30 protein-coding genes are annotated in these 26,953 nt (G+C 67.3%); 8 read left to right on the top strand and 22 right to left on the bottom strand.

What is annotated here, in order from left to right; translation table 11 throughout:
* Positions 1-27 precede the first annotated feature (27 nt).
* Genes EGY25_RS09935 through EGY25_RS09920 form a run of 4 tightly spaced genes read right to left on the bottom strand, consistent with a single transcriptional unit; the run spans position 28 to position 2,791 of the window.
* A complete protein-coding gene (locus EGY25_RS09935; protein WP_209308028.1) occupies positions 28-648 on the bottom strand; it encodes a DUF1190 domain-containing protein in 621 nt (206 codons plus the stop codon).
* A gap of 5 nt (positions 649-653) precedes the next feature.
* Positions 654-1,067, bottom strand: coding sequence for a DUF350 domain-containing protein (locus EGY25_RS09930; RefSeq protein WP_135194814.1), 414 nt, complete (start codon positions 1,065-1,067; stop codon positions 654-656).
* Positions 1,068-1,092: 25 nt separating this feature from the next.
* Positions 1,093-1,740 (bottom strand): DUF2491 family protein, encoded by a 648-nt coding sequence (locus EGY25_RS09925; protein WP_135194813.1) that lies wholly within the window; start codon positions 1,738-1,740, stop codon positions 1,093-1,095.
* Positions 1,741-1,747: 7 nt separating this feature from the next.
* On the bottom strand, positions 1,748-2,791 hold the full coding sequence (locus tag EGY25_RS09920; RefSeq protein ID WP_135194812.1) for a potassium channel protein: 1,044 nt from the start codon (positions 2,789-2,791) through the stop codon (positions 1,748-1,750).
* 76 nt (positions 2,792-2,867) lie between these two features.
* Between EGY25_RS09920 and EGY25_RS09915 the strand changes: the two genes are divergently transcribed.
* The 4 genes from EGY25_RS09915 (at position 2,868) to EGY25_RS09900 (ending at position 6,436) form a co-directional block, all read left to right on the top strand.
* Positions 2,868-3,548: a YjfI family protein gene (locus tag EGY25_RS09915; protein ID WP_135194811.1), complete on the top strand. Its 681-nt coding sequence runs from the start codon at positions 2,868-2,870 to the stop codon at positions 3,546-3,548.
* Positions 3,549-3,563: 15 nt separating this feature from the next.
* Complete coding sequence (locus EGY25_RS09910) at positions 3,564-4,304, top strand: PspA/IM30 family protein (RefSeq protein WP_135194810.1); 741 nt, start codon at positions 3,564-3,566, stop codon at positions 4,302-4,304.
* Between the two features lie 3 nt (positions 4,305-4,307).
* Positions 4,308-5,474, top strand: coding sequence for a glutathionylspermidine synthase family protein (locus EGY25_RS09905; protein WP_135194809.1), 1,167 nt, complete (start codon positions 4,308-4,310; stop codon positions 5,472-5,474).
* Between the two features lie 80 nt (positions 5,475-5,554).
* Positions 5,555-6,436: a hypothetical protein gene (locus EGY25_RS09900; protein WP_135194808.1), complete on the top strand. Its 882-nt coding sequence runs from the start codon at positions 5,555-5,557 to the stop codon at positions 6,434-6,436.
* A gap of 110 nt (positions 6,437-6,546) precedes the next feature.
* Here the strand turns inward: EGY25_RS09900 and EGY25_RS09895 are convergent, their stop codons facing one another.
* From EGY25_RS09895 to coxB, 18 genes are all read right to left on the bottom strand, one after another.
* Complete coding sequence (locus tag EGY25_RS09895) at positions 6,547-7,410, bottom strand: aldose 1-epimerase (protein ID WP_135194807.1); 864 nt, start codon at positions 7,408-7,410, stop codon at positions 6,547-6,549.
* Positions 7,407-8,276: an SMP-30/gluconolactonase/LRE family protein gene (locus EGY25_RS09890; protein ID WP_135194806.1), complete on the bottom strand. Its 870-nt coding sequence runs from the start codon at positions 8,274-8,276 to the stop codon at positions 7,407-7,409. Before EGY25_RS09890 ends, EGY25_RS09895 begins: the two co-directional genes overlap by 4 nt.
* 3 nt (positions 8,277-8,279) lie before the next feature.
* Positions 8,280-9,722, bottom strand: a complete 1,443-nt coding sequence (locus EGY25_RS09885) for an aldehyde dehydrogenase family protein (protein WP_135194805.1) — start codon at positions 9,720-9,722, stop codon at positions 8,280-8,282.
* 81 nt (positions 9,723-9,803) lie between these two features.
* Complete coding sequence (locus EGY25_RS09880; protein ID WP_135194804.1) at positions 9,804-11,237, bottom strand: sugar porter family MFS transporter; 1,434 nt, start codon at positions 11,235-11,237, stop codon at positions 9,804-9,806.
* Between the two features lie 52 nt (positions 11,238-11,289).
* On the bottom strand, positions 11,290-12,048 hold the full coding sequence (locus EGY25_RS09875) for an SDR family NAD(P)-dependent oxidoreductase (RefSeq protein WP_135194803.1): 759 nt from the start codon (positions 12,046-12,048) through the stop codon (positions 11,290-11,292).
* Positions 12,045-13,187 carry a fumarylacetoacetate hydrolase family protein gene (locus EGY25_RS09870; RefSeq protein ID WP_167762530.1) on the bottom strand — a complete coding sequence of 381 codons (1,143 nt, stop codon included), beginning with the start codon at positions 13,185-13,187 and terminating at the stop codon, positions 12,045-12,047. Before EGY25_RS09870 ends, EGY25_RS09875 begins: the two co-directional genes overlap by 4 nt.
* Before the next feature lie 63 nt (positions 13,188-13,250).
* Positions 13,251-14,228 carry a LacI family DNA-binding transcriptional regulator gene (locus EGY25_RS09865; protein WP_135194802.1) on the bottom strand — a complete coding sequence of 326 codons (978 nt, stop codon included), beginning with the start codon at positions 14,226-14,228 and terminating at the stop codon, positions 13,251-13,253.
* Between the two features lie 251 nt (positions 14,229-14,479).
* Positions 14,480-15,694, bottom strand: coding sequence for a M16 family metallopeptidase (locus tag EGY25_RS09860; protein ID WP_135194801.1), 1,215 nt, complete (start codon positions 15,692-15,694; stop codon positions 14,480-14,482).
* Between the two features lie 50 nt (positions 15,695-15,744).
* Complete coding sequence (locus tag EGY25_RS09855; protein ID WP_135194800.1) at positions 15,745-16,446, bottom strand: SURF1 family protein; 702 nt, start codon at positions 16,444-16,446, stop codon at positions 15,745-15,747.
* On the bottom strand, positions 16,443-16,841 hold the full coding sequence (locus EGY25_RS09850; protein ID WP_432417378.1) for a DUF983 domain-containing protein: 399 nt from the start codon (positions 16,839-16,841) through the stop codon (positions 16,443-16,445). Before EGY25_RS09850 ends, EGY25_RS09855 begins: the two co-directional genes overlap by 4 nt.
* A complete protein-coding gene (locus EGY25_RS09845) occupies positions 16,841-17,749 on the bottom strand; it encodes a cytochrome c oxidase subunit 3 (protein WP_135194798.1) in 909 nt (302 codons plus the stop codon). The genes EGY25_RS09850 and EGY25_RS09845 overlap by 1 nt, the downstream gene beginning before the upstream one ends.
* Before the next feature lie 114 nt (positions 17,750-17,863).
* Positions 17,864-18,556 (bottom strand): hypothetical protein, encoded by a 693-nt coding sequence (locus tag EGY25_RS09840; protein WP_135194797.1) that lies wholly within the window; start codon positions 18,554-18,556, stop codon positions 17,864-17,866.
* 222 nt (positions 18,557-18,778) lie between these two features.
* A complete protein-coding gene (locus EGY25_RS09835; protein WP_135194796.1) occupies positions 18,779-19,195 on the bottom strand; it encodes an NUDIX domain-containing protein in 417 nt (138 codons plus the stop codon).
* Entirely contained in the window at positions 19,192-19,728 is a 537-nt protein-coding gene (locus EGY25_RS09830) for a cytochrome c oxidase assembly protein (RefSeq protein WP_135194795.1), read from the bottom strand. The genes EGY25_RS09835 and EGY25_RS09830 overlap by 4 nt, the downstream gene beginning before the upstream one ends.
* Positions 19,725-19,898, bottom strand: coding sequence for a hypothetical protein (locus tag EGY25_RS16545; protein ID WP_167762529.1), 174 nt, complete (start codon positions 19,896-19,898; stop codon positions 19,725-19,727). The genes EGY25_RS09830 and EGY25_RS16545 overlap by 4 nt, the downstream gene beginning before the upstream one ends.
* A 3-nt stretch (positions 19,899-19,901) precedes the next feature.
* Positions 19,902-20,867 (bottom strand): heme o synthase, encoded by a 966-nt coding sequence (gene cyoE, locus EGY25_RS09825; RefSeq protein WP_135194794.1) that lies wholly within the window; start codon positions 20,865-20,867, stop codon positions 19,902-19,904.
* 91 nt (positions 20,868-20,958) lie between these two features.
* Positions 20,959-22,644 carry a cytochrome c oxidase subunit I gene (gene ctaD, locus EGY25_RS09820; protein ID WP_135194793.1) on the bottom strand — a complete coding sequence of 562 codons (1,686 nt, stop codon included), beginning with the start codon at positions 22,642-22,644 and terminating at the stop codon, positions 20,959-20,961.
* A gap of 15 nt (positions 22,645-22,659) precedes the next feature.
* On the bottom strand, positions 22,660-23,667 hold the full coding sequence (coxB, locus tag EGY25_RS09815) for a cytochrome c oxidase subunit II (protein ID WP_209308072.1): 1,008 nt from the start codon (positions 23,665-23,667) through the stop codon (positions 22,660-22,662).
* A 254-nt stretch (positions 23,668-23,921) separates the two neighbouring features.
* On the opposite strand from coxB, the gene EGY25_RS09810 reads away from it, so the two are divergent.
* The 4 genes from EGY25_RS09810 (at position 23,922) to EGY25_RS09795 (ending at position 26,939) form a co-directional block, all read left to right on the top strand.
* Positions 23,922-24,266, top strand: a complete 345-nt coding sequence (locus EGY25_RS09810; protein ID WP_135194791.1) for a PadR family transcriptional regulator — start codon at positions 23,922-23,924, stop codon at positions 24,264-24,266.
* Entirely contained in the window at positions 24,263-24,862 is a 600-nt protein-coding gene (locus tag EGY25_RS09805) for a DUF1700 domain-containing protein (RefSeq protein WP_135194790.1), read from the top strand. Before EGY25_RS09810 ends, EGY25_RS09805 begins: the two co-directional genes overlap by 4 nt.
* Positions 24,859-25,641, top strand: coding sequence for a GIN domain-containing protein (locus tag EGY25_RS09800; RefSeq protein ID WP_135194789.1), 783 nt, complete (start codon positions 24,859-24,861; stop codon positions 25,639-25,641). Before EGY25_RS09805 ends, EGY25_RS09800 begins: the two co-directional genes overlap by 4 nt.
* Before the next feature lie 269 nt (positions 25,642-25,910).
* Positions 25,911-26,939, top strand: coding sequence for a UbiA family prenyltransferase (locus tag EGY25_RS09795; protein WP_135194788.1), 1,029 nt, complete (start codon positions 25,911-25,913; stop codon positions 26,937-26,939).
* Positions 26,940-26,953 lie beyond the last annotated feature (14 nt).

Here is a 26,953-nt window from a genome sequence, read left to right as displayed (position 1 = left end):
GAGGGTCACCGCAAACGTCTGGACGGATTAGCCGCCGTAGCTCCGGCCGCCGCCGCCGAAGCCGCCGCGCGAGACGACGGTGGTGCGGCTCTGTACCCGTGTCGGGGCTTGGCGGGCGACGTCGCCGTGCTCGCGCCCATTGGTTAGGGTCTTGCCGGTGCGGTAGTCACGATAGGTGTAGCCGCCGCCGTAGCCGTTCGACAGCCGCCCCTCCCGGTCACGATACAGCGGCCCGCCGCCGCGGTAGCCGCCGCCGTTCAGCATCTGCCCGATGATGAATCCGGTCAGCAGCGGGGTGAAGAAGGAGCCGTTGCCGCCCTGATTGTTGGGCTGGCACTGGGACGGCCCCCACTGGCCTTCGCACTCCTCGCGCGTGGCATAGCGGGGCGCGGTCTTGGCGGCCTCTTCCTGGGCCTTGGCTAGGGCGGCGTCGCACTGGTCGTCAGGGATGTCGTTGGCGGCGCGGCACTCGTCCAGCGACTGATAGGCCAGGGTCGGCTCGGGCTCGGGCGGCGGGACGCGTTGGGGCGAACCGCAGGCGGCCAGGGAGAAGCTGGCGGTCGCCATCAGGCTGCTGACGTGCAGGACGCGCGAGCGCTTCAGCCGGCGCATCGTCTCGGTCTTGGGCAGGTCCTTGGGATCGGTCATGGCGGTCACGACGTCATGCAGGCGGCGTTGAGCAGGCCGACGCAGATGGAGATGGAGGCCAGATAGACGGCCGCGGCGATCTCGCCCGCCTCGATACGGACGACCAGGTTGCGGAAGGCCATGCGGCTGATGGCGACGAAGACGACGATCTGGATGATCCCGGCGAGCAGAGCCCAGGCGGCGAACTCCATCAGGCTGACGGTGTGCGACAGGGCCGAGGCGAGCGGCAGGACGTAACCGATCAGCGCGCCGCCCAGGGCGATGGCGGCGGCGGTGTTGCCCTGACGGATCAGCGTATGCTCGTGATACGGCGTGACCCACTGGTAGACCAGCTTGAAGGCCAGGGTGAAGGCGCCCGCCATGGCGAAGGCGATCAGGAAGGCGATCGCCCCCTGCTGAAATACGAACCAGTCGAACATCTGTCTTGCCCCTCGGATTGCGCGCTCAGGCGCGGAACTCGGCCATTTCCAGTGGAATGCCGATCATGATTTCGTGCGTCGTCTCGCCGCCCTCGGGCTGCTGCTCCAAGGCGATCATCAGTTCGCGCCCGCCGCCCAGGTCGCGAGCATACAGCATGCAGGTCTGGAAGATCTTGGCATAGGGCGTGGTCGCGGCGCGGTCGTCCCAGATCGTCTCCCAAAGAGTGACCGGCGGCTGGATGGCGTCGCTCTCGGCGAACCAGAAGCGCGGATAGTCGGGCAGTTCCTCGGCCGCGCCATGGAAGACCGGCGCCGACAGGCGGTCGCGCCAGATGCGCCGTTCCCGCTCGCCCGGCGGATAGGCCGATGTCCAGGGCACGAACAGGCTGAAGTCGTAGCTTTCCAGCCCCGCTTCGTCGTCGCTCATGGCCTGAAGCATGACGTGGTCGTCGGTGTAGAAGCGATGGACGAACTGACCGCTGTCCAGGCTGACCAACCCCTGCGCCGAGATGTCCAGCACGTCGCGATCCAGGACGAAATGGGTCTCGTCGCCCAGCCGGCGCCACGCCAATGGGTCCAGCGACACGGTGCGGCCCACGGTGATGTTGCGCACCGTCGCCAGCCGATTGGCGGGGGCGGCCTTCTCCGACGATCCGAAAAGCTTCTTGAACATGGGACGATCAGTATCCGGCCAGGCTCGGCTGGCTCAGCCGGGCCGCCGAGACATAGAACAGGCGGTCGCCGTCTTCCACGCCTGTTTCGGGCGACGGATTGAAGCGCGGCGTTTCGGCGCCGTGGGGTTGAAGCGCCAAGAGGGTGGCGCGGTGATGCAAAAGCCGTTGCGTCAGGTCGCCGACCGACCGGCCCGCTCCCGCCCATCTCAGGCTGAACAGGGTCGCGCCGTCATCCAGATGGCTGGTCAGGGCGCTGATGACCTGGCTGGAGCCTGGATCGCGCGCGGCTCGCGCCAGCATTTCCGGCGCCGACGACAGAACGATCTCGACCCGAGGACAATGCTGCGCCAGCAAACGCGCGCTGTCGGCGTCATCGAAGAAACACACGATGTGCGCGGCGTCCGGCGCCATCGCCGAGACGGCCAACGTCGCGGTCAGGGTGTCCGCGTCGGTGCTGGCGTAGATCAATATGCGGCTGGCGTTCGCCGCGCCCGCGCGCGCCAGACCCGTTGTCGAGGTCAGGCTTTCCGTCTGGACGTAGCGAATGCGCGGATCGACGTCCGCCACCGCCTGCCGCGTGAGCAGCACCAGGGTCTGGGACCGATTCAGCTCCGCACACAGTTCCTCGACCATCTTGGGCGTCCGGACGGGGTGATAGCCGACCAGCAGAATCGTATCGGTCATCTTCGAATAGTCTCCCTTGCCGGATCGCCGGATGCGCCAGATGTCTCCGATCCCGGCCAGAACCTTGGCCACGACGGTGGTGAAAGCTGCGATGGCCCCTGGAAAGATCCACAAGGCCGTAACCAGCCGCCCGCCGACGCCTTGCGGACTGATGTCGCCATAACCTACGGTGTAGGCCGTCGTCGCGTACCAGTAGAAGAAAGTCAGCGGGTCGTGCAGCTCCGTCTCTCGTGCGATGGCGAGAAACAGCCACGACGAGATCGCGTGAAAGAGGATCAGGCCGGCCAGCATCCGCCAGTGCATGTCGGCCATGGCGTGGAACGCCCGGTCGAAAATCACGGCCAGCTTCATTCGCGGCAGCAGCATGCGTTCCCCTTCCAGATCACGATGATCCCAGACCCCTAGGCGAAGTCAAGCGTTCATGTTACGCGTTGCATGAAACATGAATTCCTCACCCTCGCCCTCCTCCGCCGCCAACGATCGCATCCGTGCGTGGCGACAGGCGCGTCGCGAGGCGGGGCTGGTCAAGTTGGAGCTCTGGGTGCCCGAAGCCGCCCGCGACGACGTGAAGGCCGCCGTTCGCGCCATCGTCACCGATTCCACCCGCGGCCCCCATCTTGCCGGCCGCGCGCGCCGCCCCACTTCTCATTCCATCACCCCTGGAGACGACCACCACATGGACGCCGTGATCGAGACCCCCTGGACCGTGCCCGCCATCAAGTCGGCGCTGGACGGTTCCGCCCTGTTGCGCGAGGGCGAAATGACCGTGCGCGTGGTCGAGGGCGCCGAGCCCGTTCTGCTGGCGACCATGCATGAATACGGCGACCTGCCGGTCTATCTGAGCGTCGGCGGCGCCCAGATCGTCTGTTCGGTCCTGCTGTGGCCCGTCGCCGAACAGGCCGACCGCCACGCCTTCAACGAGTTTCTGCTGAAGGCCCAGCGCGTGGTGCCCCTGTCCAACTTCGCCATCACCAACGTCGGCGGCGAAGACGTGTATGAGCTGATGGGCGAACTCTCTTGCAAGACGACGCTGCAGACCATCCTCATCGAACTGCGCACCCTGGCCGAGAATGCGATCGACGCCACCGAACTGCGTGAAACCTTCGGCGCCGACGCCGCCTGATCCGGAAGACCGACCATGTCCATGCTCAGAAAACTGTCCGCCCTGTTTCGGGGTTCGGCCCATGACGCGGCCCAGGGCGTCGTCGACGCCAATGCGCTGAAGATCCTCGACCAGGAAATCCGCGACGCCGACAATGCTCAAGGCAAGGCGCGCGACGACCTGGCCGGCCTGGTGGCGCGCCGCCGCATGGCCGAAAACGAGATGGTCAGCTTCCGCGACCAGATCGCCAAATACGAAAGCTCGGCCCGCTCGGCCATGAGCCAGGGCAAGACCGACCTGGCCCGCGAAGTCGCCGGCCGCATCGCCGAGCTGGAGGTCGAGATCACCAGCCGCGGCCCGCTGATCGAGGACATGAAGACGGCCGAAACGCGCCTGCGCACCGCCATCTCGGCGACCGACCAGAAGATCGAGACGCTTCGTCGCGAGATCGACATCGTCAAGGTCAACGATTCCGTCCAGCGCGCCCAGACCTCGGTCGCCCTGAACTCGGCCGGGGCCCAGTCGCGCATCGGCTCGGCCGCCGACAGCCTGCAACGCATCAAGCAACGCCAGGCGATCCAGGAAGAGAAGCTGAACGCCAACCAGGCGCTGGAGGATCGCCGCACCGGCGCCGACCTGGACGCCAAGCTGCGCGAAGCCGGCATACTGCCCGGCCATTCGTCGGCCGACGACGTCCTGGCCCGCCTGAGCCAGCCGGAGGTGACCGTGGTCACGCCGCGCATCGGGCAGTCGGCTCCAGACAAAGACCCGGCCTGATCCATGGAGCGTCTGCGCTTCGATCCCCGCACCGACTGGGACGCCAAGGCCGAGGAACTCGGCTTCACCTGGCGCCACACCGACGGCAAACCCTATTGGGACGAGACGGCGGCCTACGCCTTCTCGCTGGCCGAGATCGAGGACGGGATCGAGGCGCCGACCGAGGAACTGCACGGCCTGTGCCTGGAGCTGGTCAATGAGGCCGTTCAGTCCGAGCGGCTGATGGAGCAGCTCGATATTCCCGAGACCATGCGGGACTATGTGGCCGCCAGCTGGAAACGGGGCGATCCGTCCCTCTATGGCCGGTTCGACTTCGCCTATGATGGCACGGGCCCGGCAAAGCTCTACGAATACAACGCCGACACCCCGACCAGCATCTATGAGACGGCGGTGTTCCAGTGGCTGTGGCTGGAGGATCAGATCGCGGCCGGCGCGCTGCCCGCCAACGCCGATCAGTTCAACAGCCTGCACGAAAAGCTGGTGGATCGGTTCCGGGCCATCTTCCCGAATGGCGGCTTCGTCCATTTCGCCTCGGACGCCGAGTTCGTCGAGGACCGCCAGACGGTGCGCTTCCTCGAAGACCTGGCGCGCCAGGCTGGGTTGGACCCGCAATTCGTCGCCATCGACCAGATCGGCCTGAACGCCGACGGTCGGTTCGTGGACCACGAGAACTGGATCATCCAGGCGATGTTCAAACTGTATCCGTGGGAGCAGATGCTGCGCGACGAATACGCCGCTCCCCTGCCCACCGCAGACGTGACGGTGCTGGAGCCGGCGTGGAAAAGCATCCTGTCCAACAAGGCCATCCTGCCCCTGTTGTGGGAGCGGCATGCGGGCCACCCCAACCTGCTGGAATCCTATTTCGAGGGCGATGCGGCCGAGAGCGCGCTGGGATCCTCCTATGTCCGCAAGCCGCTGTTTTCGCGCGAGGGCGACAATGTCGAACTGATCGACCAGGGCCTCAGCGCGGCCGAGGTCGTGGACGGCGGCTATGGCGAGGGGCGCTACATCCGCCAGGCGCTGTGCGATCCGCCGCTGTTCGACGGCAACCACGTCATCGTCGGGTCGTGGGTGGTCGGGACGGAGCCGGCGGGGATCAGCCTGCGCGAAGACACGGGCCGGATCACCCGCAACACCTCGCGCTTCGTGCCGCACTTCATTCGGGGCTAGGCGATCGGAGTCGTAGGCGGCAACTAACGGTGACGCTCGCCGTTACCGTGGCCTTACACAGACGCCCGAAAGCCGCATCCATGTCCCATATCCGCCTCGCCCTGGTCGCCACGACCGCCCTGACCCTCGCCGCCGGGGCCGCCGGGGCTCAGACGCAGTATCCCTCGACGACGCAGGACCGCCTCGGCGCCGTCGTCGGCGCGTTGTTCGGGGATCGGCTCGGCCTGTCTGTGATGGATCAGGCCTGGTTGCGCGGTGGACGCCCGCTGCGTGACGGCCAGAGCCAGTTCTCGACCCAGGTGGACGCCAGCCTGAGGGCGGGTTCGGTATCCAGCTCGGCCGCGACGCGGTTGCGGTCGGACTATACGGCCCTGGTCGAACTGGAGACCCGCTACGCCGCCGACGGCATCAATACCCAAGAGCGTGCCGACCTGAACGCCCGCTACACGGCCCTGACCCAGACGCTGCAATCCGGTGCTTCGGGTTATGAAGAGACCGACACGGTCGCCCAGGGGCGCGTCGCCTTCAATGCGCGCGTTGACGCCGCCGTGACCGCCCGTCGCCTGACGCGCACCGAGGCCACCCGCCTGAAAACCGACTACCAGGCCCTGATCCAGATCGAGACCCGCTACAACGCGGATGGGACGATCAACGCCACCGAACGCGCCGATCTGGACGCGCGCCTGGATGCTCTGGACCTGCGTGTCGGCGACGGCCCGACCGGCACGACGCCGCCTGCCGCCAACCTGACGGCGCGAGCTCGGCTGACGAACCTGGAAACCACCCTGACCGCGTCCGAACGCTCGGGCGCCGTCACCCGCTCCGAGGCCGCCGATGTGCGTGTCGAGGCCGGCGACCTGGCCCGCCTGGACGCCGCCTACACCCGCACCAGCCCGTCGGCCGACGACACCGCCTACCTCAGCCGCCGCATCGGCGAACTGGAAGCCCGCGCACGACGCTAAGAGTGAGATTGGCCCCGCTCAGTCTTGAGCGGGGCCAAATGCACTGGCGACGGAGGGTTCTAGGACAAGACTTCGGGAAAACCGGAACTGCTCATGCCTGGCCTGCGTCACTAGGTCATCTGGCCCGACACAGTCATGGCGATCGACAACCGGTCGTCAGGACGGAGCCGCAGAAGACCGCTGCATTCTCCGGCCGGGGCGTTGTGGGCGTCCGGGCGGTGGGTGACCGGCTCGACGCAGAAGAAGTCGACGCCGACCGGGGCGTAGATCTGGGTCCAGCGGGCGGGCGCATCCGCCGTCAGCGTCACCTGGCGACCGCCGCCGTCCAGCACCGCCTCGCCGGACCAGCCGGCATAGGCGTGATCGACGAAAGGCGTGTCGGCCAGGGCCAGACCGTTCGACCAGTCCGAGATATCGGCGGACGGCGCCAGGCGTTCGGGAATCTCGCGCGCGTCGGTGATCCAGACTTGGTCGGCGACCAGGGTTAGTCGGCTGTCGCTGTATCGGTGGAAATAGGGATGCAGGCCGAGACCGGCGGGCATGACCGCATCGCCGGTGTTGGTCATCGAAAGGCTGATCGACAGGCCCTGGTCGGTCAGTTCGACGATCTGGCGCGCGCGCCACGGCCAAGGCCATCCGTCCGCGTCGCCGGGCCAATCCAGGCTCATCTCGACCCGGTTCGCCGTCTCGCTCTCGACCGTCCAGGGCAACAGCCAGCCGTCGCCATGCAAGGCGTGGGGGGCGAACCGTTCCAGCGTCGGCAACTGGACCGAACGCCCCTCGAAGACGAAGCGTCCATCGGCGATGCGGTTGGCGTAGGGAACCAAGGGAAAACAGGCCGTCTCCAGAATGTCGGTCGCGCCGTCCGGCGTGGGGCGGAACACCGGCTGGCCCTGCCAATCCAGGCTGAGCACCGCCCCGCCCTGTTCCGGCGCCACTGTGGCCCGCCAGCCGCCCGCTTCAAGCCGGATCACAGGCGGATCCGGTTCTGCGGCAGGCCGGGCGTCTCGACGCGCGTGCAATAGAGCCCGCCCAAGGTCGGCTGGTCCGCCCGCTTGTCGGCGTTCCCCAGCCAGGCCGTGGTCATATAGAGGTCGCGCAGATCCGGGCCGCCGAAGGCCGCCTTGGTCACCGTCTGGACCGGCATGTCGATCTTGCCGATCCGCGTGCCGTCCGGGGCGTAACGGGCCACGCCCCAGCCGTTGAACAGGCCGACGTGAAGCACGCCCGCCGCATCCATGCTGGGGCCGTCGGCATAGCCGTCCTCGGTCACGGCGAAGACGCGCCGGTTGGAGATCACACCGTCCGCATGGTCGAAGGCCAGAACAGTCTTCTTCAGCGTGTCGTGGTGATAGAGGGTGCGGCCGTCGGGGCTGAGGCAGGGGCCGTTGGTAACGCCGTATCCGTCGTCGTGCCGCGTCAGCTCGCCTTGGAACCACCGATAGAGGGCCCCGGTCTCGACCTGTTCGCTGTCATCCATCGACCCGAACCACAGCGACCCGTCAGGGGCGACGAAGCCGTCGTTCAGCCGGTTCTGCGGCCGATCTTCCTCGACCGGCTGAAAGCGCGAGAAGTCGCCCTGATCAGGGTCGAAGCGATACAGCCCGCCGCGCACGCCGCAGACCAGCGAACCGTCCTCGGCGGGCAGAGCAAATCCGGTCTGGTCCGGCGTGTCCCACGACCGTTTTTCGCCGGTCGCGGGGGTGTAGCGATGCAGCTTTCGACCCTTGATGTCGACGAACCATACCGCGCCACGCGCGGCGTCCCAGACGGGGCCTTCGCCCAGCTCCGCCTGGATGTCCCAAACCAATTCTGGCTGGACTAGTTCGACTTCGCTCATCGCTTACCCTGCCGAATAGCTGGTCTTGATCTGTGTATAGAACTCCACCGCCGCGAAGCCCTGCTCGCGCGAACCGTAGGAGGACTTCTTCGATCCGCCGAACGGCACGTGATAGTCGACGCCGGCGGTGGCCAGATTGACCATGGTCATGCCTGCGCGGGCGTTCTTCTGGAAATCGCGCGCGTATTTCAGCGACTGGGTGACGATGCCGGCCGACAGGCCGAACTCGACGCCATTGGCGACGGCGAGCGCCTCTTCATAGCTGGCGACGCGGATGGTCGAGGCAACGGGGCCGAAGACCTCTTCGTTGTTGATCCGAGAGTCGGCGGCGGTGTCGGCGATCAGGGTCGGCTGGACGTACCAACCGGGCGCATCGAAGGTCAGGCGCTCGCCGCCGGCAGCGATGCGGCCGCCGGCCTCGCGGGCGATGTCGATGTATTTGTAGCTGGTCTCGCGCTGAGCCTCGGTGACGGCCGGGCCCATCTGGGTGTTGGGATCCAGGGCGTCGCCGACGCGCAGGGCGGCGACCTTCTCGGCCAAGGCGGCGACGAAGCGGTCGTGGATGCCGTCCTGAACGATCAGGCGGCTGGAGGCGGTGCAGCGCTGGCCGGTGGCGAAGAAGCTGCCGTCCAGGGCGATGGCCACGGCGCGGTCCAGGTCGGCGTCGTCCAGCACGATCAGCGGGTTCTTGCCGCCCATCTCCAGCTGGACCCGCGCCTGGCGCTTGACCGCGCCCTCGGCCACGCCGGCGCCCACGGCTTGCGAGCCGGTGAAGCTGATGCCATCGATGCCCGGATGGGCGACGATGGCGCGGCCCACGTCGCCGTCGCCGATCACCATATTGACCACGCCCTTGGGCAGGCCGGCCTCATGCAGGACCGCGATCAGGGCCTCGGCTGTGGCCGGGGTCGGGCCTGCGGGCTTGATGACGACGGTGTTGCCGAAGGCGATGGCAGGGGCGATTTTCCAGGCCGGGATGGCGATGGGGAAGTTCCACGGGGTGATCAGGCCGAACACGCCCACCGCCTGGCGATAGGTCTGGATCTCGACGCCCGGCCGGGTCGAGGGCAGGTTCTGGCCGTGGACCCGCAGGGCCTCGCCGGCGAAATACTTCAGGATGCGGGCGGCGCGCATGGTTTCGCCGATGCCCTCGGGCAGGGTCTTGCCCTCTTCGCGGGCCAGCAGGCGACCGATCTGGGCCGCGCGCTCCATGATCAGGCTGCCGGCCTTGTCCAGCACGTCGAAGCGCACTTCCGGCGAGGCGCCGGACCAGCCGGGGAAGGCGGCGCGGGCCGCAGCGACGGCCTGATCCACCTCGGCGGCCCCGCCCTTGGGCGTGCGCGCCACGACATCGCGCGTGTCCGACGGGTTCAGGCTCTCGCCGGCGAACGCACCCGCGACCTTCTCGCCGCCAATCCAGTGCGAAAGTTCAAGCGTGTCGGTCATGGGGAAGTCCTTTTCATAAGGCTGACGGGCGGCGGGGGAGCGCCGCCCGTTTCGGGGAGATGGGGATGGACGGGCGAAAAATCAGCCCGTCATGTCTTCCAGTTCGCGACCGCGCGTCTCCTTCACCCAGGCCTGGACCAGGAAGAAGGAGATCAGGGCGCTGACCGCATAGAAGCCGTAGGTGATCACAAGACCCAAGGTCGCCGCCATCCAGGGGAAGCTGACCGAGATGGCGAAGTTGGCGATCCACTGGGCGAAACCGGCGACGGCCAGGGCCGAACCGCGCATCTGGTTGGGGAACATCTCGCCCAGCATGACCCACATGACCGGGCCCCAGCTGAAGTTGAAGAAGACCACATAGGCGTTGGCCGCGATCAGGGCGATCAGGCCGGTGTTGTCGTCCAGATGCAGCGATCCGTCGATCAGGGCGGCGCGCGAGAAGCACCAGGCGACCGTGCCCAGGGTCACGAACATGCCTGCCGAACCGATCAGCAGCAGGGGCTTGCGGCCGATCTTGTCGATGACCGAAATGGCCGCCAGACAGGCCGCGATCGACAGGACGCCGGACAGGATGTTGATCTGAAGCGCGTCGTTCTCGGAAAAGCCGACCGACTGCCACAGCACGGCGCCGTAGTAGAAGACGATGTTGATGCCGACCAGTTGCTGGAACACGGCCAGGATCAGACCGGCCCAGACGATGGGGCGCACCTTCTTCGTCGCCGGGTCCAGCAGGTCGGCGAACTTGGGCTTGTGATCGGCGCTCAGCGACGCGCGGATTTCCTTCACCTTGCGTGCGCCGGCGGCGGGTCCGAACAGTTTGGACAGCACGGCCTGCGCCTGGGCGTCCTTGTTCTTGGCGACCAGGAAGCGCGGGCTTTCCGGGATGACCAGCAGGGCCAGCAGATAGATGGCGGCCGGCACGACCTGCAGCCAGAACATCCAGCGCCAGGCGGGGAAGCCCAGCCAGAAGTCGGCGGTCGATCCGCCGGCGGTGCGCGCCAGGACGTAGTTGGCCACGAAGGCGCCGGTCAGGCCGGTGATGATCATGATCTGCTGCACCGACGACAGTCGGCCGCGGATCGCCGCTGGGGTCACTTCGGAGATATAGGCCGGCGACAGCACCGAGGCCGCGCCGACGCCCAGGCCGCCGATGAAGCGAGCGATGATGAAGTGGGCCGAGGTATCGGCCGCACCGGCCCAGAAGGCGGAGATGATGAACAGGATGGCGGCGATCTGCATCACCGTGCGGCGGCCGATGGCGTCCGCCAGACGACCTGCGATGAAGGCGCCGACGGCGCAGCCCAGCAGGATGGCGCCGACATTGAAACCGGTGCCCAGCGCCGACAGGTTGAAGGCCGCCTCCAGCCCGTCCTGGGTGCCGTTGATGACGCCGGAATCATAGCCGAACATGAAGCCGCCGATGGTGGCGACCGCCACGATCAGGGCGATGAACGCCATGTTGACGCGGTCGTCGCCCGCAATATCGGGGCCTGTGCCCCCCGTCGGTCCTGCCATCTCGATATTCCCTCCGAAACCCGTCTGACGCGGGCGTGAAACTCAGAAAACCCTATCGCCAGCCGGCGTCCACGAAATACTCGTGACCCGTGATCAGGCGCGCGTCGTCGGACGCGAGGAACAGGCCCAGGGCGGCGACATCGTTGGGCTGGAGCCGGCCGGGCAGACATTGAGCCGCCACGATCTCGGCCTCGCCCTCGGGCGTGTACCATTTCATCTGACGCGGCGTCTGGACGTTGCCGGGCACGATGCAGACGACGCGCACGCCGTCGCCGCCCAGTTCGCGCGCCAGAGCCCGCGTCATGCCCTCGATTCCCGCCTTAGCGGTCTCGTACAGCGACAAGTCGGGCAGGCCCAGGTGCCAGCTGATCGAGCCGAGGTTGATGATCACCCCCCGCCCCTGCTCGCGCATGCCCGGCGCGACCGACTGGGCCGCGAAATAGAGGTGGCGCAGGTTCACGTTGATCCGGTCGTCCCAATAGTCGGGCGTGACCTCGGCTAAGGTATGGCGATCGTCGTTGGCGGCGTTGTTGATCAGGACGTCGATGGGGCCATGCTCGGCCACGATATCGGCCAGACGCCCTTGCAGGGCGACGATGTCGGTCAGGTCGCAGGGACGGAAGGTCGGGGCCGGTGACAGCTCGGCCAGCGACGCCTCCAGCGCCTTGGAATCCGCCTCAGCGATGTCGAAGAAGACGACGCGGGCGCCCTGGCGCGCAAAGGCCTCGGTGAAGCCCGCGCCGATGCCCGAACCTCCGCCGGTGACGACGACCAGACGGCCTTTCAGCGACGGATAGATTGCGCCGCTCATGCGGCGGCTCCCAGCAAACCGCGACCGGCCAGATTGCGCATCAGCTCCAGCACCCCGAACCGCCAGGGCGGGGCCTGGTCGCACGCAGCGACGATGTTTTCCAGCACGCCCAGCTTCTCGGACGAGACGCGGACCCGGTCGCCGATCTTGTGGGTGAAGCCCTTGCCCGGCGCATCGCGGTCGTCGATGGGCGCAAACATGGTGCCGAGATACAGGGCGAAGCCGTCGGGATACTGGTGCGCGCTCAGGGTCTGGCGCACCAGTTCCTCGGGATCGCGGCTGATCAGGCTCATCGAGCTTTCGCCCGTCATGACGAAGCCGTCCGTCCCCTCGACTTCCAATCGAACGGTCGCTGAGCGCACGTCGTCCATGCCGAAGCCGTCGTCGAACAGGCGGATGAAGGGGCCGACCGAGGCAGAGGCGTTGTTGTCCTTGGCCTTGCCCAACAGCAGGGCCGAACGCCCCTCAATGTCGCGCAGATTGACGTCGTTGCCCAGGCTGGCGCCGACCGGGCGGCCGGCGGGATCGCAGATAACGACGACCTCCGGCTCGGGGTTGTTCCAGGCCGAGTCCGCCCGCACCCCGACCTCAGCGCCCCAGCCGACCGAGGCCAGCACCGGCGCCTTGGTGAAGATCTCGGCATAGGGGCCGATGGCGACTTCGAGATATTGCGACCACAGGCCCTCGGCGATCAGCTGCGCCTTGACGGCCTCCGCCTGTTCCGAGCCGGGACGCAAATCCTTCAGGTCGCCGCCGATACGGTCGAGGATGGACTGACGCACCGCATTGGCCGCGTCGGCGTCGCCGCGTGCGCGCTCCTCGATCACCCGTTCCAAGGCCGACACCGCAAAGGTGACGCCCGAGGCCTTGATACATTGCAGGTCCAGCGGCGACAGCAACTGCAGCCCTTGCGTCGACCAGGCCGAGGCGACGGTCAGTTCGTCCAGCGGCCCCAGGTCCACACCGGCCGTCTCCAGATCGTCCAGCGCGACCGCCTGGGCCGTCGTGGCGACATGGCTGGAAAGATCATACAGCCGCCCGCCGCGCGCCAGCACAGGCGACGGCCCGGCCGAGGTCATTACGCGTCCAAGCAGGCGCGCGTCGCGCCAGTCCGCCGGCAGGCACTCAGCAAGCAACAAGATATCATCCTCCTCACGTTCTCGGACGTGTTAGCGCTAACATCTTTTAGCGGGAGGCGGATGTCAATCGCTGGGCGAGGCGGTGCTTTCGCGGGCGATGAATTCGTGAGGAACCGGGCCGTCTTCCTCCCCGCCCCGTCCCAGGATGACGGCGGCGGCGCGGGCCATTTCGGCGACGGGCTGGCGGATTGTGGTCAGGGTCGGCCAGACGCTGGCGGCCAGATAGGTATCGTCGAAACCCGCCACGGAGATGTCGCCCGGCGTCGACAGGCCCGCGGCGTGAACGGCGGCCAGGACACCCGCCGCCATGTCGTCATTGCTGGCGAAGATGGCGGTCGGCCGGGGCGTGCGCGCCAGGAGCCTCTGGCCTGCCTCGAATCCGGAGCGATAGGTGAAGTCCCCCGCTTCGGCCCACATCGTCGCGCCCGTCACCGCGTCGACGGCGACCTGGGCGCCGTGGCGGCGATCCGGGGTGGCGCTCTGGTCGCGACGGCCCTCGACGAAGCCGACGCCGCGATGGCCCAGATCCAGAAGGTGGCGCATCATCTCATGCGCCGCCCCGTAGTCGTCCACCCGCAGGGAGATCAGGCCGTCGCGCAGCGCGGGCGCAGCCAGAACCACAGCCTTCATGCCGGTTTTGGCGATGGCGTCCAACGTTGCGTCGGATTCGCCCAGCGGCGGCGGCACGATCACGCCCTGCGCCCCGCCGGCCGCCAGCCGCCGAACCGCCTCGCGCTCCTCGTCCGGCGCCCCGGCCCGCGACGGCTCGATCAGCAGCAGCAGCCCCACCGACCGCGCCCCCTCCAGCGCGCCCGACAGCACCTCGGCCAGATAGGCGTTCGACGGGTTGGCGTAGAGCAGCCCTATCCGCCCGCCCCCTGCCCGCGCCAGGATCCGCGCGGCGGGATCCGGCACATAGCCCGTCTCGCGAATGACCTTCTCGACCTTCTCTCGCGTCGCCTCACGCACCCGCGCATCGCCGTTCACAACGCGCGACACCGTCATCGGCGAAACGCCGGCGAGGCGCGCGATGTCGCTCATGGTGTGGTTGCGGTGCGGATTCGTCTGGGAAGTCACGAGCGCAAGAGCAGCACGCCAGACCCGGCGCGTCCACCTCTGCGCGGAAAGACGTAGACAGGGCGCCCCGATCAGGCCGCAAACAGGTGCAGTCGGTCAGGTCTGACCTAGACCTTTTAAAGAAGAGCGGGAACCTCAGCGAGTTCCGCCATCAAGGCATCCGCCTAACGCGACGTGTCGCGGTGGTGGAGCCTGTATCAAGCGATCGGCGCAGCCTACCCCTTGAACAAGGCCGTCGCGAACGCCTCGCCCGCCGGTCCCGCCGACTTCGGCCCCAGCACGGCGCTGGCCGCCTGGCCGGACACCAGCAGCCGTCCGCCGACCGCCCGCACGTCCGCGACCGTCTGGACTTCCAGCTGTTCGGTCATCGACAGGCTGGAACGCGGCGCGCCGAAGATCAGGGTCTGGGCGGCGTTGCGGCCCGCCCGGCTCATCGGGTTTTCGTCCGACATCCACAGGCCCGCCTTCATCACCGCCTTGGCTCGCGACAGTTCCTTTTCGGTCGGGCCGGTCTCGGCCATGGCCCGCACCTCGGCCGCCGCGACCTCGGCCAGTTCCTTCGCCCGATCCGCCGCCGCCCCGGCGTAGATGCCCAGCACCCCCGTATCCTCATACGGCTCCTGATAGGCGTCGATGGCGTAGGCCAGACCCCGTTCCTCGCGCGCGCTCTGGAACAGGCGCGAGGCCATGCCCCCGCCCAGGATCTCGCCGAACAGCCGCATCGACGACAGGGCCGGGTCGGTCGCCGACAGGGCCGGCAGTTGGAACACCAGATTGGCCTGTTCGATCTTGCGCGTCAGCTTGGCATGACCGCCGACGAAGGCCGCCGGCGCGGGCGTCTCGACAGGGGTCGCGACCGCATCGCCGAACCAGCGCTCGGCCAAGGCCAGCAGTTCGGTTTCGTCCACCGCCCCCGACACCGACACCACCATCCGGTCGGGCGAATACAGCCGTGCGCGCCAGGCTTCGACCGTCGCCTTGTCCGCCGGCTTCAGGCTGGCGATGGAGCCCAGGATCGGCCGACCCAGCGGCTGGCCGGTGAAGGCGCGCGTCTGGACCATCTCGAACACATGGTCGTCGGGCGTGTCGAAGGCCTCGGCGATCTCCTGGGCCACCACGTCCTTTTCACGCTCGATCTCGGCGGGGTCCAGCGTCGGCCGGAACACCAGATCCGACAGAACCTGCATCGCCAGCGGCAGCGAGCCGTCCAGCCCACGCACCTCGAAACTGGTCCGCTCGTATCCGGTGGAGGCGTTGATCGTGCCGCCCTCGGCCTCGATCCGTTCGACGATCTCGCGCGCGGCCATATCGCCGGCGCCTTTGAACACCAGATGTTCCAGCAGGTGCGACCAGCCGGAGCGATCCTCCGCCTCCCACCGCGCCCCGCCCTTGACGGTGACGACGACGGCTAAAGTCTTGAGCCCCGGCATGGGGTCGCAGATGACGCGAACGCCGTTGGACAGGGTGTGCAGGGAAGCGGTCAGGAGATGTCTTTCTTGGTTCGGCGCCGAAGCAGGGCCACATAGAAGCCCACCAGCGCGATCGCCAGTCCGAACCATGTCATCGCATAGCCCAGATGGTTGTTCGAAAAGGCCGCAGGCGGCGCGGACGGCCTCAGGGCCGGGAACTCGGGATTGACGGCGGTCACGGCGAACACGGCTTCCGGCCGCACCGGCCCCGTGACGTTCAGCGCCTTGGCCATGGCTGCGGTGTCGCGGGCGTAGAAGCGGCCGTCCCTCGGGGCGGGGCTCATGGCGCCCGGCTTATCGAAGGTGCGGAACTCCCCGACCATCACCAGCGGCAGGGTGGTCTCGACCACGCGCGGCCGCTCGGTCACCCCGTCGCCGACGAAGCCCCGGTCGATCAGCAGGCTGAAATCCGCCCCCGCCGGTTTGCATGCCGAGATCAGCCTCACGCCGGCCTCCCCGTCATGAATGGACTGAAGCTCGATGAAGGGCGCGCTGGCCAGGCCCGGACAGACCATCAGCGCCTTGCGGAACTCCAGATCGCCTTCACTCAAGACCTGATCCAGCGGCGCGGGCGGTTTGGACGCCGCCGCATCGGCCGCCGCGATCAGGCCTTCCTTCCATTTCAGCCGCTCGACCTGCCACACGCCCAGGCCGATCAGCAGGATCAGGGCCAGGACCGTCAGCACGGTCAGTATCCAGGGAAAACGCTTCATCGCTGGTTCCGGTATTGCAGCCCGATCATCAGCCCCCGTCCCGGCCGCATCAAGGCCAGCGACAGGGCGACGACCAAAGGCAGCCAGACGATCAGATGCAGCCACATGGGCGGATGGTATTTGATCTCGACGAACAGGGCCGAGAACCCGACGATAAAGCCCGCGATCTGCATGATGAAGCTGGCCGGGCCGTCGCCCGTCTGGATGGTCGTGTAATCCAGGCCGCACGCCTCGCAGGCCGGCGCCACCTTCAGAAAGCCCGCAAACAGCGCGCCCTGCCCGCACCGCGGACAGCGCCCGCGCAGGGCCGCGCGAACCGGCGTGTCGGAAACGACGACGGCGCGGGACGATCCCTCGTCCCGCGCCGCCTCAAGGTCTTCAGGACCGTCTTGGATCAACCGAAGACGACATAGACGAAGGCGAACAGGAACAGCCAGACCACGTCCACGAAGTGCCAGTACCAGGCCGCCGCCTCGAAGCCGAAATGCTTCTGCGGGGTGAAGTCGCCGGCCAGCAAACGGATCAGGCAGACCGCCAGGAAGATGGTGCCGATCAGGACGTGGAAGCCGTGGAAGCCCGTCGCCATGAAGAAGATCGAACCATACAGGCCCGAGTTCACGGCCTCTTCGTTGAAGAACAGGTGCTCGTGCAGGATGTGGTGATACTCATAGGCCTGAACGCAGGTGAAGATCACGCCCAGCGCCACGGTGATGCCCAGGGCGATCTTGGCGCCCTTGCGGTCGCCGACCTGGATCGCGTGGTGCGCCCAGGTGACGGTGCAGCCGCTCAGCAGCAGGGTCACGGTGTTCAGCAGCGGCAGCTGCCAGGGGCTCAGGACCTCGACGCCCTTGGGCGGCCAGGTGGACCAGGCCTTGGCGGTGTCGGCCCAGGTGCCGACTTCCGGCGTCAGCGCCCGTGATTCATGGAACAGGGCCATGTCGAAGAACATCCAGAAGAAGGCGACGAAGAACATCACCTCCGACGCGATGAACAGGATCATGCCGTAACGCAGGCCGATGGACACGACCGGCGTATGATCGCCCGCCTTGGATTCCTTGATCACGTCGGCCCACCAGCCGAAGGCCGAGATCAGCACGCCGGCCAGACCGGCGAAGAAGACGCCAGACTTGCCCTCGGCCAGGAAGTTGGCGGCGATCGGACCGTTCTCGGCCGGGGCCAGACCCTTCATCCAGATCACCGCGCCGATGAACATGATGGTCGCCGCAACGGACGACAGCAGCGGCCAGGGGCTGGGCGGCACCAGGTGGTAGTCGTGCTGCGGAGTGGCGTGGGCGTCAGCCATGTATCGCGTCTCTTCGTCGGCCAGAGTCGGTTGTTATAGCGGCTATAGCGTCCCCATTTGTCCGACGCCAGAGCCACGCCGTGTTTCGGCCTTGTTCAGGGTCGCGAACGGGGTTCAGGCCTTGCGCGACGGCGGATCGGCGGGATCGTCGACGCCCGAACCCGTGCCGCCGCCCATGCCCATTCCTCCGCCCATGCCGCCCCCCATGCCGCCACCGCCGCCGCCTCCCCCTCCGCCAGTCCCGCCGCCCCGGCCCCCGCTCGAAGACGGTCGCGTCGGGCCCTGCAGGGGGATGTCCGCCCCGGTCGGAACCGGCGCCAGGTCCAACGCCTGGCGGATGAAGTCCCGCAGCGAGACCACCAGCTCATGCGTGCGCACCGGCCGCCCGGCGACCAGTTCGCGCGCCGCCTGCTGCGCCAGTCGCACCTGATCCTCAGTCCCCAGCAGGATGATATCGGCCAGACAGGCCTCCACCGCATCGCGGATGCGCCGCGTGCGGTCGGATCCCGCCGCCGTCTCGGCGCTCAGATCCAGCCCCGCTTCCCCGTCCGACGCATTTCGACGGCTCAGGTCGCGCTTGTGCGTCGGATCGACGGTCAGATCGCCGGTGAAAGACCCGCCCAGCACCTTGTAGGCCGCGATCAGCGTCTTCAGCCGCTCGTTGATCTGGCGGTTCATCCGCTCGCGCCGCTGCTGGATGGTGAACATCATCACCAGCCGGATGCCCATGCCGATCAGGGTGACCAGCGCCAGCCCCAGCAGGGTGAGCAGCAGACTGTGCCAGTTGGTGAAGTCCAGACCGCGCAAATCCCGTCTCCGTCAGTTCGCCGTGCAAGACCGCACGCTGGAACGGAACGCGCGCCGACGCAAACGGACCCTCCCCTCCTCCGTCACCCTCGGGCTTGTCCCGAGGGCCCACGCCGGATGCGATCTTAAGCGAACAGATGGGTCACGAGCGGCGATCCAGCGGCGACGCCGAGACAGATCAACGGTGGTCCTTCGGGACAAGCCCGAGGGTGACGGCGGTGATTATTGCGCCTTCAACGCCGCGAACGCCTTGGCCGAAAACGCCGACAGTGGCTGGGGCAGGTCGTCGAGGTCGAACCAGCCGATCTCCGACAGCTTGTCCGGTTCGGTCAGCGTCGCCTCGCCGGTGAAGTCGCGCGTGATATAGATCAGCGACACCCAGTGCTGGCCGTCGGCGGGAATGACCTCTTCGGCTACGCACAGGAAGTCGACGGCGCCGATCTTGAGCCCGCTCTCCTCCTCGGCCTCGCGGCGGGCGGCCTTAGCGGACGGCTCCATCAGGTCGACCTTGCCGCCGACGATGTTCCAGAACCCGGCCTCGGGCGCCTTGAGCCGCTTGCACAGCAGCACCCGCCCGTCGGCGCGCTGGATCACCAGCCCGCAGCCGACGCCGGGAAAGTCCACGCCGGGCTTGCTCACGCTTTAGGCGCGTCCACGGACGGATAGAAGGTGTAGCTCAGGGTGATGTCGCGCGCGCCCTTGGCCTCGCGGTCGGTGGCCAGTTCGGGGGCGATGAAATACTGCATCGGGAACTGGCGCGTCTCGCCGGCCGCCAGCGTCTGGTCGGTGAAGCAGAAGCATTGCAGCTTCTGGAAATACGGCCCCGTCTGTTCGGGCGAGACGTTGTAGCTGGCCCGCACCTGGATCGGCTTGTCCGAGGTATTGGTCACGTCGAAATAGGCCAGGCCCGTCTCGCCGATCCGCACGCGCTGCGTCGATTGTTCGGCCTTGAACGTCATCGGCAGGCCGCGGACATTGGTGTCGAACCGCACCAGCACCGTCTCGTCCAGCACGATGTCCGAGGCCTTGTCCGCCTTCATAGTCGTGCCGCCGAAGCCGGTGACCTGGCAGAACATCCGGTACAGCGGCACCGCCGCGAACGCCGCCCCGGTCATCCCCATCACGCCGAAGACGCAGACGATGGCGATCAGGTTCTTGCGGTTCGCGTTCATTGCGCCGTGGTCCCCGTCGCCGCCTCCAGCAGCGCCCGCTCGCTCGCCTGATTCTGCTGCAGCCGCAGGACGGTGGTGCCGAACACCAGCACGATGAAGGCGACCAGGGCCGCCGCGATCCAGACGTTGCGACGCTTGCGCGCGCGAAGTTCCTCAGGCGTCAGACGCATGGTTTACGCTCCCAGACCGGACAAGGCCTCGACCAGAAGGGCCGAGAACAGGGCCATCAGATAGAGGATGGAAAAGGCGAACAGGTCTCGCGCCGGTTTGGCCTGGGCGCGCACATCATACAATGCGGCCTCGCGTCCCACGGCCTCGGCCTTGTCGGGTTCATCGCCCGCGCGGGACCGATAAAGACGAAGCGCCAGACCCAGGAAGCCCAGGCCGCCGGCGACCGACACGACCAGATAGATCAGCCCGCCCAGACCCACGAAGGCCGGAGCGATGGCGACCGGCACGAAGACCAGGGTGTAGAGCAGGATCTGCAACCGCGTGGACTTCGCGCCCTTCGCCACCGGCATCATCGGGATGCCGGCCTTGGCGTAGTCGCCGGCCGAATACAGCGCCAGCGCCCAGCTGTGCGGCGGGGTCCACAGGAAGATGATGGCGAACAGCAGCCAGGCCTGCCACGGCGCCTGGCCCGTCGCCGCCGCCCAGCCGATCACCGGCGGAAAGGCGCCCGCCGCCCCGCCGATGACGATGTTCTGGGGCGTCCGACGCTTCAACAGCAGGGTGTAGAAGCCGGCGTAGTAGACGATGGTCATGGCCAGCAGACCGGCCGCCAGCCAGTTCGCATTCATGCCCAGCAGCATGACCGAGAACAGGCTCAGGATGACGCCGAACGCCATGGCGTCATTCTTCTTGACCCGTCCCGCCGCCACCGGCCGGCCGCGCGTGCGCCGCATCAAGGCGTCGGTCTCGCCTTCCAGCGCCATGTTCAGCGCGCCGGCCGCGCCCGCGCCCACGGCGATGCACAGCACGGCGATGGCCGCCACCAGCGGATTGATCGACCCCGGCGCCACCACCAGGCCGGTCGCGGCGGTGAACACCACCAGCGACATCACGCGTGGCTTCAACAGCTGGAAGAAATCCTCCGGCTGGGCGGTCGAGATGGCGGGTTGGGTTTGAACGTCAGTCATCTGTGCGCGCCGCATAGCACACCCAAAAGCAGAAGGCCGCCCCTTCCCGATGGAAAGAGCGGCCCGCTGTTTCAGATAGGCAGGAAAGGGATCAGTGCTCTTCCGCCTTGATCACCGGCAGTTCGTTGAACTGGTGCGTCGGCGGCGGCGAGGACAGGGTCCACTCCAGGGTCGTGGCGCCTTCGCCCCACGGGTTGGCGACGCCCGGACGACGACGGATCGCCGCCTCGGCCAGCATGATCAGGAAGACCAGCACGCCGAAGGCCGTGATCACATAGCCGATCGACGACACGTGGTTCCACAGGGTGAAGGCCTCGGGATAGTCGATATAGCGACGCGGCATGCCCTGCAGACCCAGGAAGTGCTGCGGGAAGAACACCAGGTTCACGCCCACGAACATGATCCAGAAGTGTGTCGCGCCCAGGAACTCGTTGTACTTCACGCCGAACATCTTCTCGAACCAGTAGTAGAAGCCCGCGAAGATGGCGAAGACGGCGCCCAGCGACAGGACGTAGTGGAAGTGGGCCACCACGTAATAGGTGTCGTGCAGGCTGTAATCGATGCCCGCGTTGGACAGGACCACGCCGGTCACGCCGCCGACGGTGAACAGGAAGATGAAGCCGATGGCCCACAGCATGGGCGTCTTGAAGCTGATGGAACCGCCCCACATGGTGGCGATCCAGCTGAAGATCTTCACGCCCGTCGGCACCGCGATGATCATGGTGGCGGCGATGAAATAGGCGCGCAGATTGATGCTCATGCCGACCGTGTACATGTGGTGCGCCCACACGATGAAGCCGACGAAGCCGATGGCCACCATGGCGTAGGCCATGGCCAGATAGCCGAACACGGGCTTGCGGCTGAAGGTCGAGACGATGTGGCTGATGATGCCGAAGCCCGGCAGGATCAGGATGTACACTTCCGGGTGGCCGAAGAACCAGAACAGGTGCTGGTACATGACCGGATCGCCGCCTCCGGCGGGATCGAAGAAGTGGGTGCCGAAGTTGCGGTCCGTCAGCAGCATGGTGATGGCGCCGGCCAGGACGGGCAGGCTCAGCAGCAGCAGGAAGGCGGTGATCAGCACCGACCAGGCGAACAGCGGCATCCGGTGGATCGTCATGCCCGGCGCGCGCATGTTCAGGATGGTGGTGATGAAGTTGATCGCGCCCAGGATCGAGCTGGCGCCCGCGACGTGCAGGGCGAAGATCGCCAGGTCGAAGGCCGGCCCCACGTGGCCCGTGGTCGACAGCGGCGGATAGGCCGTCCAGCCCCCGCCGAAGCCCTTGCCCGGCCCCCCGTCGACGAACATCGACAGGATCAACAGACACCAGGCCGCGACCAGCAGCCAGAACGAGATGTTGTTCATGCGCGGGAAGGCCATGTCCGGCGCGCCGATCATGATCGGCACGAACCAGTTGCCGAAGCCGCCGATCATGGCGGGCATGACCATGAAGAAGATCATGATCAGGGCGTGGGCCGTGACCACGGCGTTGTAGCCGTGCTTGGACTGCTCGACGAGACCCAGCAGCTGGATCGACGAGCCTTCGCGGAAGATCTGGATGCCCGGCTCGGCCAGTTCCCAGCGGATCAGGCCCGATAGGGCGCCGCCCACGATGCCCGCCATGATGGCGAACATCAGGTACAGAGTGCCGATGTCCTTGTGATTGGTGGACAGGAACCAGCGGGTGAAGAAGCCCACCTTGTGGTCGTCGTGGTGATGGTGGTCGTGAGCGTGACCGAGGTCGGTCGCGTCGCGGGTTACGGTAGCGTCAGCCATATGTCTGTTCGCCTCTTACTGGGCGGCCGGCGCGGCGGGCGCCGCGGCGGGAACGGGTTGGTCGGCGGCAGCGCCGACGGGTGCGGCGGCCGGAGCGGCCTCGGCGGCTTCACCGGCGGCGGGCGCCCCGACGGCCGGAGTGACTGCCGGAGCGGCGGCCGGTGCGGGCTCGGCGACCTTGGGGGTCATCGAACCGCCCTTGGAGGCGATCCACTGTTCGAACTGGGCCTGGGTCACGACCCGGATCTCCAGCGGCATGAAGGCGTGGTCGACGCCGCACAGTTCCGAGCACTGGCCATAGAAGACGCCGGTGCGCTCGGCCTTGAACCAGGTGGTGTTGATGCGGCCTGGGACGGCGTCGGTCTTCAGGCCGAACGCCGGCAGGGCCACGGCGTGGATGACGTCGGAGGCGGTGATGACCAGTTGCACGGTCTTGCCGACCGGCACGACCATCGGCTCGGTCGCGGCCAGGCGATAGGGCACGCCCTTGGCCTTGGCTTCCTCTTCCGGGAGCATGTTGGAGATGTATTCGGCGACGCCCTGGTCAGGGTACTCATAGGCCCAGTTCCACTGGTTGCCGGTCACCTTCACCGTCACGTCCGGCGTGGGCATGTCGTGATAGGCGAACAGCAGGCGGAACGAGAACAGGGAGATGAAGACCAGGATCACCACCGGCAGCACGGTCCAGATGATCTCGACCGTGGTGTTGTGGCTCCAGCGCGCGGGCGTCGGATTGGACTTCTTGTTGTAGCGGAACACGATCCAGGCCAGCAGGCCCAGCACCAGCAGGGTGATGGCCGTGATGATCGGCATCAGGATCACGTCGTGGAAGAAGTGCGCATCGTGCTTCAGCGGCGACGCGGCCGGCTGCAAGCCGATGCCGCCCGGCGTCGGCTGGCCCATCAGGTCCTGCGCCCACGTCGGCGACGCGGCGAACATCGCCAGTCCGGCGCCCAGAACGATCGAAGACGCAGAAGCCGAAGCCCCTTTGAGCGTCCCTAGGGCTCGCTTGCCCATCCCCATACGAGACTTCCCCATAAAACCGTTTTGCAGCAGATACTTGCGAATGGCTCGCAAGAGATCACGCTGGCGCGATTCCCACGCCCGGCGATGTCGGTCACCTATCGGATCGCTTTCCGCTTGCCAAGCGATCAACGCCACAGAGGCCGCAAAGCCGCCGTCAACAGGCCTCGATTAAATCGCTGTCATGTTTCGCCAGCTACCTTGCATCAACAGATACCTTGCCGTAGTCAATGGACATCAACAGGAGAGCCGAGGTGCCTGAAACCATCGAGATACAGCTGAAGAAAGGAGTGCTTGGACTGTGCGTCCTGGCGCTTCTGAACCGGGCGGACAGCTACGCCTACGAGATCGCCAGCCGCCTGTCGGACGCGATCGATATGGGGGAAGGAACCATCTACCCCCTGATGCGCCGCATGCAGTCCGACGGACAGGTGGAGACCTATCTGGTCGAATCCTCGGCCGGACCTTCACGCAAATACTATCGACTGACCGAAGCGGGCCGGGGGGCCCTCGCCGCCCAAACCGCCGAATGGTCCGCCTTCACCAAGGCCGTCGACGCCGTCGTGGCGAACGACGCCGATCAGGGAGCCGCCAAATGACGCGCGCCGAGTTCATCGATCGTCTGAAGGAAGGCCTCGTCGGCCTGCCGACCGCGACCGCCAACGACATCATCGCCGACTATCAGACCCATTTCGACGACGGCATCGCCGCCGGCCGAACCGAGGCCGAGGTCGCGACCGCTCTGGGCGATCCGATCCGCCTGGCCCGCGAGCTGAAGGCCGAAGCCGGCATCCAGCGCTGGCATCAGGAGAAGAACCCCTCCGCCGCCGCCGCCGCCGTCTTCGCGGTCCTGGGTCTGGGGGCGCTCGACATCCTGATCCTGCTGCCCCTGCTGATGGGCGTGGTCGGGACCGTGTTCGGCTTCTTCATCGCCGCCATCGCCCTGTTCATCTGCGGCGGCGTGATCATGGTCGCCGGACCCTTCGCCGGCTTCCCCGGCGGCCCGTTCGCGGCGATCCTGATGGGTCTGGGCCTGATGGCCGGCTCCGTCTTCATCGGCGCCCTGCTGGCCATCTTCACCATCTGGCTGGTCAACGGGATCGTCTGGTTCGCCCGCCTGCACTATCGCCTGCTGAAGCCGGCGCTGGAGTCCTCGCCCGTCCAATCCACCTCGACCTCGGGAGTTTCGGCATGATCCGCACCCTGTTCATCATCGCCGGCGCCGCCCTGGTGCTGTGCCTGGTCACCGTCGGCGGCGCCGTCGCCATCGGCGGCCACGACCTCCAGCGCCACGGCTGGGCCTGGACCTTCAAGGACGACAACGGCGAGAGCGTCCGCTTCGAGCGGGTCAAAGGCGGCGGGACCGACGACCTCGGCCCCCTCACCACTCGCACCCTCCCCTGGACCGGCGGCGAGAGCCTGACCATCGATTCCAGCATCGACGTCGAATACATCCAGGGCGACGCGAACACCGTCGTCATCACCGGGCCCAAGGGGCTGACCGACCGGGTCCGCCTGGTCGATGGCCGGCTGGACCTGGGCGACGGCGACGAGCGGGTCGTGTTCGGCTGGGACAGCGGCAACTTCACCGCCCGCTCCGAGCGCGACGAGCTGAGGGTCGTGATCACCGCCCCCAAGGTGAACCGCTTCAACGCCAACGGTTCGGGAGACCTGCTGATCAACGCCTATGACCAGCCGTCGCTGACGGTAGACATCGCCGGCTCGGCCGAGGTCACGGCCTCGGGTCGCACCGACGACCTGAAGGTGGAGATCGCAGGCTCGGGCGACGCCTCCCTGGGCGACCTGACCACCCGCGACGCCTCGGTGGATATCGCCGGCTCCGGCGACGCCCGCATCGCCCCGACGGGCCAGGTCAAGGTCGTCATCGCCGGCTCCGGCGACGTCGCCCTGGCCACCCGCGCCGCCAATGTGAACAGCACCGTCACCGGCTCCGGCGAGGTCTATCAGGACTGATCGACGTAAAGCCGTCGAACGGAAAGGGGGCTGGACCCATCCAGCCCCCTTTTTCTTTTCGTCATCCTCCGGCAAGCCGCTTGCGGCGCAGACCGGGGGACCCAGCGGCGCCGAAGGCGATGCGTCCATCGCACCGCCGTCAAACGGCGAACTCTCGACAGGTTCGCGCTCTCGCGCGCCGCTGGGTCCCCCGGTCGCTTCGCGCCGGAGGATGACGAAAGAAGGGGCCACGCCTTCACCCCCCGCCCCATTCCCGCTAAGTCACCCGCATGACTTTCGCCCCCCTTCCCGACGCCGGCGCCAACTGGGTGGACCGCCATGCGCCGGAGGGGCTGAAGCCCTGGCTGAAGCTGGGGCGGTTCGACCGGCCCATCGGCATCTGGCTGCTGCTGCTGCCCGGCTGGCAGGGGATCGCCCTGGCGCTGGCGCAGTATCGGCAACCGCCCGGCCTCTATGACCTGTGGCTGTTCGTCGGCTTCGCTGTCGGCGCCTGTCTGATGCGGGCGGCGGGCTGCGCCTTCAACGACATCGTCGATCGCGACTTCGACGCCCAGGTCGCCCGAACCGCCCAGCGCCCCATTCCGTCTGGCCGCATCACCGTGAAACAGGCCTGGGCCTTCGTGGTGGCGTGCAGCCTGATCAGCCTGACGATCCTGCTGACCCTGCCGACCGTGGCCATCCTGCTGGGCGTCGGCTCGCTGGCGCTGGTGGCCGCCTATCCCTTCATGAAGCGGATCACCTGGTGGCCCCAGGCCTGGCTGGGCCTGACCTTCAACTGGGGCGCCCTGATGGGGTTCGCCGCCGCCCTGCCGCTGGCGGCCGCAGCCCTTCTGCTGCCCCCCCACATCGCCGGCGAGTTCCGCCCTTTCCTCTGGTCCCCGAGCAGCGACAGCGGCCATGCCGTCGCCCTGGCCTGGCAGGCCTATATCCCTGCCGTCCTGTTATGGATCGGCGGCGTCTTCTGGACCCTGGGCTACGACACCATCTACGCGCTTCAGGACATCGAGGACGACGCCATGATCGGCGTGAAGTCCTCGGCCCGCCGCCTGGCCTCGGCCGTGCGGCCCGGCGTGGCGATCTTCTATGTCCTGACGGCAGTCATGGCCGCCCTGACCGGCCTCGCCGCCGGCCTGGGTCCGCTGTTCTGGCTGGGCCTGATCGCCTACGCCGCCCATCTGGCGCGTCAGGTCGCGCGGCTCGACCGCAACGACGGCGCCCTGGCGCTGAAACTGTTCAAGTCCAATCGCGAGGCCGGCTTCGTCCTGCTGGCCGCCATCGCGCTCGGATCCCTGGTTTGATGAAGGAGCCTTTC

This window comes from Brevundimonas intermedia (assembly GCF_004614235.1).
In the GTDB taxonomy this organism is placed as follows: Bacteria; Pseudomonadota; Alphaproteobacteria; order Caulobacterales; family Caulobacteraceae; genus Brevundimonas; species Brevundimonas intermedia_A.
Note: the sequence above shows the minus strand (reverse complement) of the source record. Positions and strands in the feature narration are given on the sequence as shown.

Excerpts from the sequence above, each read along its gene's own strand:
- EGY25_RS09935 (WP_209308028.1), bottom strand. The coding sequence starts at position 648 with ATGACCGATCCCAAGGACCTGCCCAAGACCGAGACGATGCGCCGGCTG.
- EGY25_RS09930 (WP_135194814.1), bottom strand. The coding sequence starts at position 1,067 with ATGTTCGACTGGTTCGTATTTCAGCAGGGGGCGATCGCCTTCCTGATC.
- EGY25_RS09925 (WP_135194813.1), bottom strand. The coding sequence starts at position 1,740 with ATGTTCAAGAAGCTTTTCGGATCGTCGGAGAAGGCCGCCCCCGCCAAT.
- EGY25_RS09920 (WP_135194812.1), bottom strand. The coding sequence starts at position 2,791 with ATGCTGCTGCCGCGAATGAAGCTGGCCGTGATTTTCGACCGGGCGTTC.
- EGY25_RS09915 (WP_135194811.1), top strand. The coding sequence starts at position 2,868 with ATGAATTCCTCACCCTCGCCCTCCTCCGCCGCCAACGATCGCATCCGT.
- EGY25_RS09910 (WP_135194810.1), top strand. The coding sequence starts at position 3,564 with ATGTCCATGCTCAGAAAACTGTCCGCCCTGTTTCGGGGTTCGGCCCAT.
- EGY25_RS09905 (WP_135194809.1), top strand. The coding sequence starts at position 4,308 with ATGGAGCGTCTGCGCTTCGATCCCCGCACCGACTGGGACGCCAAGGCC.
- EGY25_RS09900 (WP_135194808.1), top strand. The coding sequence starts at position 5,555 with ATGTCCCATATCCGCCTCGCCCTGGTCGCCACGACCGCCCTGACCCTC.
- EGY25_RS09890 (WP_135194806.1), bottom strand. The coding sequence starts at position 8,276 with ATGAGCGAAGTCGAACTAGTCCAGCCAGAATTGGTTTGGGACATCCAG.
- EGY25_RS09885 (WP_135194805.1), bottom strand. The coding sequence starts at position 9,722 with ATGACCGACACGCTTGAACTTTCGCACTGGATTGGCGGCGAGAAGGTC.
- EGY25_RS09880 (WP_135194804.1), bottom strand. The coding sequence starts at position 11,237 with ATGGCAGGACCGACGGGGGGCACAGGCCCCGATATTGCGGGCGACGAC.
- EGY25_RS09875 (WP_135194803.1), bottom strand. The coding sequence starts at position 12,048 with ATGAGCGGCGCAATCTATCCGTCGCTGAAAGGCCGTCTGGTCGTCGTC.
- EGY25_RS09865 (WP_135194802.1), bottom strand. The coding sequence starts at position 14,228 with ATGAGCGACATCGCGCGCCTCGCCGGCGTTTCGCCGATGACGGTGTCG.
- EGY25_RS09860 (WP_135194801.1), bottom strand. The coding sequence starts at position 15,694 with ATGCCGGGGCTCAAGACTTTAGCCGTCGTCGTCACCGTCAAGGGCGGG.
- EGY25_RS09855 (WP_135194800.1), bottom strand. The coding sequence starts at position 16,446 with ATGAAGCGTTTTCCCTGGATACTGACCGTGCTGACGGTCCTGGCCCTG.
- EGY25_RS09845 (WP_135194798.1), bottom strand. The coding sequence starts at position 17,749 with ATGGCTGACGCCCACGCCACTCCGCAGCACGACTACCACCTGGTGCCG.
- EGY25_RS09830 (WP_135194795.1), bottom strand. The coding sequence starts at position 19,728 with ATGAACGCGAACCGCAAGAACCTGATCGCCATCGTCTGCGTCTTCGGC.
- EGY25_RS16545 (WP_167762529.1), bottom strand. The coding sequence starts at position 19,898 with ATGCGTCTGACGCCTGAGGAACTTCGCGCGCGCAAGCGTCGCAACGTC.
- cyoE (WP_135194794.1), bottom strand. The coding sequence starts at position 20,867 with ATGACTGACGTTCAAACCCAACCCGCCATCTCGACCGCCCAGCCGGAG.
- ctaD (WP_135194793.1), bottom strand. The coding sequence starts at position 22,644 with ATGGCTGACGCTACCGTAACCCGCGACGCGACCGACCTCGGTCACGCT.
- coxB (WP_209308072.1), bottom strand. The coding sequence starts at position 23,667 with ATGGGGATGGGCAAGCGAGCCCTAGGGACGCTCAAAGGGGCTTCGGCT.
- EGY25_RS09805 (WP_135194790.1), top strand. The coding sequence starts at position 24,263 with ATGACGCGCGCCGAGTTCATCGATCGTCTGAAGGAAGGCCTCGTCGGC.
- EGY25_RS09800 (WP_135194789.1), top strand. The coding sequence starts at position 24,859 with ATGATCCGCACCCTGTTCATCATCGCCGGCGCCGCCCTGGTGCTGTGC.
- EGY25_RS09795 (WP_135194788.1), top strand. The coding sequence starts at position 25,911 with ATGACTTTCGCCCCCCTTCCCGACGCCGGCGCCAACTGGGTGGACCGC.